Origin of the sequence: Paenibacillus validus NBRC 15382 (assembly GCF_004000985.1) — a bacterium.
In the GTDB taxonomy this organism is placed as follows: Bacteria; Bacillota; Bacilli; order Paenibacillales; family NBRC-103111; genus Paenibacillus_G; species Paenibacillus_G validus.
The window spans coordinates 1-4,855 of sequence record NZ_BIMH01000101.1 but is presented as its reverse complement, the minus strand read 5'-3'; the positions used below and the strand labels follow the sequence as shown (position 1 = coordinate 4,855).

6 protein-coding genes and 1 pseudogene are annotated in these 4,855 nt (G+C 53.4%); 2 read left to right on the top strand and 5 right to left on the bottom strand.

What is annotated here, in order from left to right:
* The coding region (locus PVA01S_RS27085) for a hypothetical protein (protein ID WP_218029674.1) at positions 1–227 on the bottom strand (227 nt) is incomplete at its 3' end.
* A gap of 39 nt (positions 228–266) precedes the next feature.
* Here PVA01S_RS27085 and PVA01S_RS27460 point away from each other — a divergent pair.
* Positions 267–425: pseudogene (locus PVA01S_RS27460) on the top strand (transposase); the annotation flags it as partial.
* A gap of 233 nt (positions 426–658) precedes the next feature.
* On the opposite strand, the gene PVA01S_RS26125 reads toward PVA01S_RS27460, so the two are convergent.
* Positions 659–1,291, bottom strand: a complete 633-nt coding sequence (locus PVA01S_RS26125) for a DUF2812 domain-containing protein (protein WP_127610803.1) — start codon at positions 1,289–1,291, stop codon at positions 659–661.
* A 17-nt stretch (positions 1,292–1,308) separates the two neighbouring features.
* Positions 1,309–1,620, bottom strand: a complete 312-nt coding sequence (locus PVA01S_RS26120; protein WP_054796201.1) for a PadR family transcriptional regulator — start codon at positions 1,618–1,620, stop codon at positions 1,309–1,311.
* A gap of 641 nt (positions 1,621–2,261) precedes the next feature.
* On the opposite strand from PVA01S_RS26120, the gene PVA01S_RS26115 reads away from it, so the two are divergent.
* Positions 2,262–3,173, top strand: coding sequence for a LysR family transcriptional regulator (locus PVA01S_RS26115; protein WP_236595889.1), 912 nt, complete (start codon positions 2,262–2,264; stop codon positions 3,171–3,173).
* Here the strand turns inward: PVA01S_RS26115 and PVA01S_RS26110 are convergent.
* Together PVA01S_RS26110 and PVA01S_RS26105 are read right to left on the bottom strand one after the other, a co-directional pair.
* Positions 3,162–3,971: an ABC transporter ATP-binding protein gene (locus PVA01S_RS26110; RefSeq protein ID WP_127610802.1), complete on the bottom strand. Its 810-nt coding sequence runs from the start codon at positions 3,969–3,971 to the stop codon at positions 3,162–3,164. The two genes, PVA01S_RS26115 and PVA01S_RS26110, sit on opposite strands and share 12 nt — an antisense overlap.
* 164 nt (positions 3,972–4,135) lie before the next feature.
* Positions 4,136–4,795, bottom strand: a complete 660-nt coding sequence (locus PVA01S_RS26105) for an ABC transporter ATP-binding protein (protein WP_236595890.1) — start codon at positions 4,793–4,795, stop codon at positions 4,136–4,138.
* Positions 4,796–4,855 lie beyond the last annotated feature (60 nt).

Genomic DNA, 4,855 nt, shown 5'->3' with positions numbered 1-4,855 from the left:
TGCTTGTAATAATTCTGGTTGTTGGCTGCTTTGCAAAATCGCAATATAAAAAAGCCCGATGATAAAAACACACCAGTTCCAGGTTTATTATTTATCAGATCGATCAAAGCCCGTTTAGACATGATCACTTCTGGATTAACTCTCATCATAATACTAATTTTGGCAATATGCTTGTCATTTTGAAAAATAGGATTATAGAGGGGATATACATACAGTCCTGAGACCAAGGAGTTTATCATCGAGCATGTAAGTATCTTCGAGGATAGATATCATTTGTTGAGCATCTATCGACCCTCGAAAAGCAAATAGATGCTGATTATCCAATCCATCCCCGGTATCGGAGAAAAATCGCGGCAACGATTATCTCTGAGGTTGGTGAGATCCAACGGTTTAATCACCCCCAAAAGCTCGTTGCCTTCGTTGGCACCACCTGACGTCTGCTGCAGGTATTATTGTTCTAACAAGTCGACAACTTCTAACTTGTGCTGAGAGAACTTTCACTTTGCGGTCTACATATAGTCCATTTTTTTCTACAAGGAGTATCTTTATTCCCTCCTTTCATAAAACTACCATAATCTATAGCTTAATCAATCCTCGATTTATTCCTGGCAGCAGGCCGCTCTCATGCAGACATGAATCTGCATCGGGGCGGTTGTATTTATTTGCGGGTGATTTTATCTTCTTGCGTTTTCTTATATTGTTTATTTGCCTTAAATGCGAAATACAGATATGTCATTATCATAACCGGAAAGATTAGCCAGAAGAAGCCTCTAAACAGGGAGAATGGCGTTTCGAAGAGAAAGCCCCTCCAGAAAGCCGCTCCGTTTAAATCCCATAATCCCGGAGTATAATATAGCGATTTCGGATCAAGCAATACTCCTGGATCGATCGCGTCAGTAGAAATGAGTGCCGCCAGTATAGGAATGAAGGAACAAGCTAACGCAGCCCACATATCCGACAGCCGCTTATACCGGCCGGCTTTGGAATCGACATCCGAAAAGATCTCTTCACTTCCCTGTTTGTCTGCTTTCTTAAAATATTGATATCCCGAGCTTTTCGTTCCCGTGATATGTTCCCAGCCACTGTCCTCAAATAAAGCACAGTAATCCTCGAAATCCTCCCGCTTTTTAAAGGTGCGGTAATCCATTTTTATCGTTGCATTCTCTGGCTTTTCAGGTTCAAATTCATAACCGAACGACGTCTTTTTTGTGAATCGGTAACCCTGCCTTGCCATGTCATTCAACCAGTTTTCTTCTTCGTCGAAGTTAGTAAAGAACTTATATTTTTTCATTCGCGGTTCCTCCATTCTCATTTCAATCGATCTGTCGTCACAGCAATCATGTGCTTCATTCGCTCAAGGTCAAGGAGCAGAATCTCCAACCCTTTGTTGGTAATGGCATACACCTTGCGGCGGCTGTCCTCGCTGGCCACAGGCTGAATGAAATTCAGCTTTACCAGATTCTCAATCGCGCCATACAGGGTACCCGCGGCCATTCGAACTTGCCCGCCGCTGAGCTCCTCCACCTTCTGCATGATTAGATAACCGTGCGCCGGTTCGACCACGGCCAACAGAATGTAATAAACGGTTTCGGTCAACGGCAAGTGTTTATCTCTTTCCATGCTTACCCTCCTGGTAAAAAACTTTATATCGCATGACTATATATCGTCAAACTATATAGTTATACTATATACAGTTATACTTTATATTGCAACACAAAAAAACGGCAATCGAATCATCTACACGATTAAGGATCTATGTTCGTTTCGCCTTACACCATTGACACAAATTAACCCTCAATAATGAAACAATACTGCCCCCATCATTTTCCTGACACAAAAGCCCCCTCAATCCATTCATGAATTGAAAGTGTGTGTTCGTTGACACAGGGTGTTATGATACTCGGATTCACTTGATTTTTAACTTAAGCTGAGACACATTTTCAAATAAAAAACCTCTCGGTGCAGCTTGAGGTTAAGCAAACTGCTTCCCGAGAGGTTTTTCCACATTATTTGATTCAATTAGCATCCTTCAGCAAGCGGTAGATGACCGCAGCTGTCCCAGCACGAGTTATGCTCGCTTTCGGTTTTGCGCGCTCAAGACCGCAGGTTCGACGGTCTGGCAGGCGGCTTCGGTTTGCGGCCGGAGAAGACAGCATAGATGATTCGATGATTCGACAGCTGTTGACAATGAGAATCATTATCAAATATAATGTGGTGAAAATAAGCGTTCCTACGCAAGATGCTTGACGAGGTGGATACTTGTGAAAACAATCGAGAGGATGGAAAGCTTTCTGGTCCTCGCCGAATGCGGTTCCTTTACGGAGGCGGCCAAGCGGCTTCACTGCTCGCAGCCTACGATTAGCCACCATATTTTGCAGCTGGAGGAGCAGTTCCGCGCGCCGCTGTTCCAGCGCAAAGGCAGACAGGTACAGCTGACGGAGCAGGGGAAAATCGTGCTGGATTACACTAGACAAGTGACCCGCCTGCTAAGGGAAGCCGGCGAGAAGGTCCAGCAATCCCTTCGAAGGCAGGAAAGCATCCTGTCCGTCTATATCAGCCAGTACATTGCCAACTACTACCTGCCGGACATTTTGTCGCATTATCACAAGGCGTTTCCGGAGCAGCTTCTGGAGGTCTATGCCAGTTGTTACACCGATTTGCAGCGGGCGCTGCTGGAGGGCAAAACCAACGTCGCCTTCCTCCCCATCTATCCCGAGGACGAGGCCGTATACAGCCGTTTCGACGCCTACGAGCTGTTCGAAGACGAGCTTCCGCTCGTTATACCGGCCGGCCATCCGTGGACCGAACGAAAATTGCTGTACAGCCGCGATCTGCATCAGACTACGGTCCTGCTGCCGCAAAGCTTTTATATCAGCGAATATATTCAAACCCATCTGGAGCGTTTCAACGTCCAGGTGCGTTTTTTGCAAATGAGCAATTTCACGGTCATTTTGCAGGCGATCAAGGCCGGACTCGGTATCGCGTTCCTTCCCTATCCCGTCATCCGGGAGGAAGTGAGGCGGGGCGAGCTCGCCGTCAGCCAGGTCGCTTCCATCCAGATTCGCCGCAAGAACGGCTTTGTGATCCGCAAGGACGCCCGGCTTACCGAGGCTGAGGAGTCGTTCTGCCGCGAAATGCAGCAGTACTTCGCCCCCAAGCAGCTACGGGTATAAGCAGGCAGCCAGCAACTGCTTCGTATAGGCTGATTTCGGCGCCTCCAGCACTTCCTCCGTCTCCCCTGTCTCGACCACCCGCCCGTCCTTCATGACCGCCAGACGATCGGCGAAGCCGCCGATCGTCTCCAGCCGGTGCGTGATATACAGGATCGACATCCGTCGTTCGTCTCTTAGCGCAAGAAGCAGCTGCAAAATCTCCCGTTCCGTCCCGGGGTCCAACGCCGAGGTAATCTCGTCGGCGATTAACAACCGCGGGGACAAGGCCAGCGCGCGCGCAATCGCGACGCGCTGCTTCTGGCCGCCCGAGCATTCGGCAGGCTTCCGATCCAGCAGCGCCTGCGGGAGGCGGACCTGCTCCAGCAGCTCGCTGGCCCTGGCCGCAGCCTCGGTCCGGTTTACGCCATTAAGCAGCAGCGGCTCGGTGACAATGCGCTGTACACTCCAATACGGATTCATCGATCGATCCGGATTCTGGAACACAATCTGCACCCGGGACCGCGCGTTTGCGGATGCCGCTCTTCCGGCGTACAGACACGCAGACCGTTCGGAGCAACGGCCTGCCGCCTGGCTGTCCGGCGCGCGCTCCGCCGCTGCTTCCTCCCGCCAGCGGACGACGCCGCGGGTCGGCTGCTGCAGACCCACGATCAACTCGGCCAGTGTCGACTTGCCCGAGCCGCTTTCCCCGATCAGCGCGAAGATTTCCCCCCGCTCCACAGACAGGGAAACGTCCATCAGGGCGTCCGTGCCCTGCTTGCGCCCCTCAAAGCGCTTACTTACCTCGATCACATCCAGCATCGTCTTCCGGACTCCTTTCCTTTTACTTCCGCCTGCACTGTCACACTGCCGGAAGAAACCGCGCTGCGCGCGCCTTCCCCTTTGCCTGTCCTATCCCCGTTTCCAACGGACAGGCGAGGAAAGGCGGACACCTCCGGCCCGGCGGAGGAAGGAGCTTCATGCCTCTAGCCGAGCTTCCGTTCCACGCGCCGGTCTTCGGTCAGCTCCCCGCCGGCAAGCGTCAGGATGCGGTCCGCTACCGCTTCCGCCGCCTGAAGATCATGGGTGATCAGCAGCAGCGTCATCCCGTGCTCCCGAACCTTCGCCGTCAACAGCTCCAGTATTTCCCGCTTCACAATCGGGTCGAGCGCGCCTGTCGGCTCGTCGGCAATGAGCACGCCCGGCCTGTTGATCAGCGCAAGCGCGATGAGCGCCCGGCTGAGCATGCCCCCGCTCAGCTCATGCGGGTAGCTTCCCAGCAGCTTCGGGTCCAGCTGTACCTCGCGCAGCGCGGCGGCAGCGGCAGCCTGCGCCGCCTTCTTCCCTTCGCGGCCCTGCGCCGGATTCCTCCGCATCGCCTCGGAAAACTGCGCGCCGAGCGTAAGCAGCGGATTGAAGCTTTGGCGAGGGTCCTGAAAGATGAAGGCCGCATCCGTCCAGCGCTTCATCGCCGGCCCTTCCGCGATTCCGTAGATAGGCCTGCCGGCGATCCAGGCCTCCCCCTTCAACGCCTCAGCGGGAAGGAGGCCATACAAGGCGCGGGCCAGCGTCGTTTTGCCCGAGCCGGATTCGCCGATCAGCGCGGCGACACTTCCGGCGGGCAGCGCGAAGCTGACGCCGCGCACAATCGCGCGGCCTCCGGCCTCGACGCTCAGCCGGTCCGCGGCGAGCGCGCAATGCCGCCG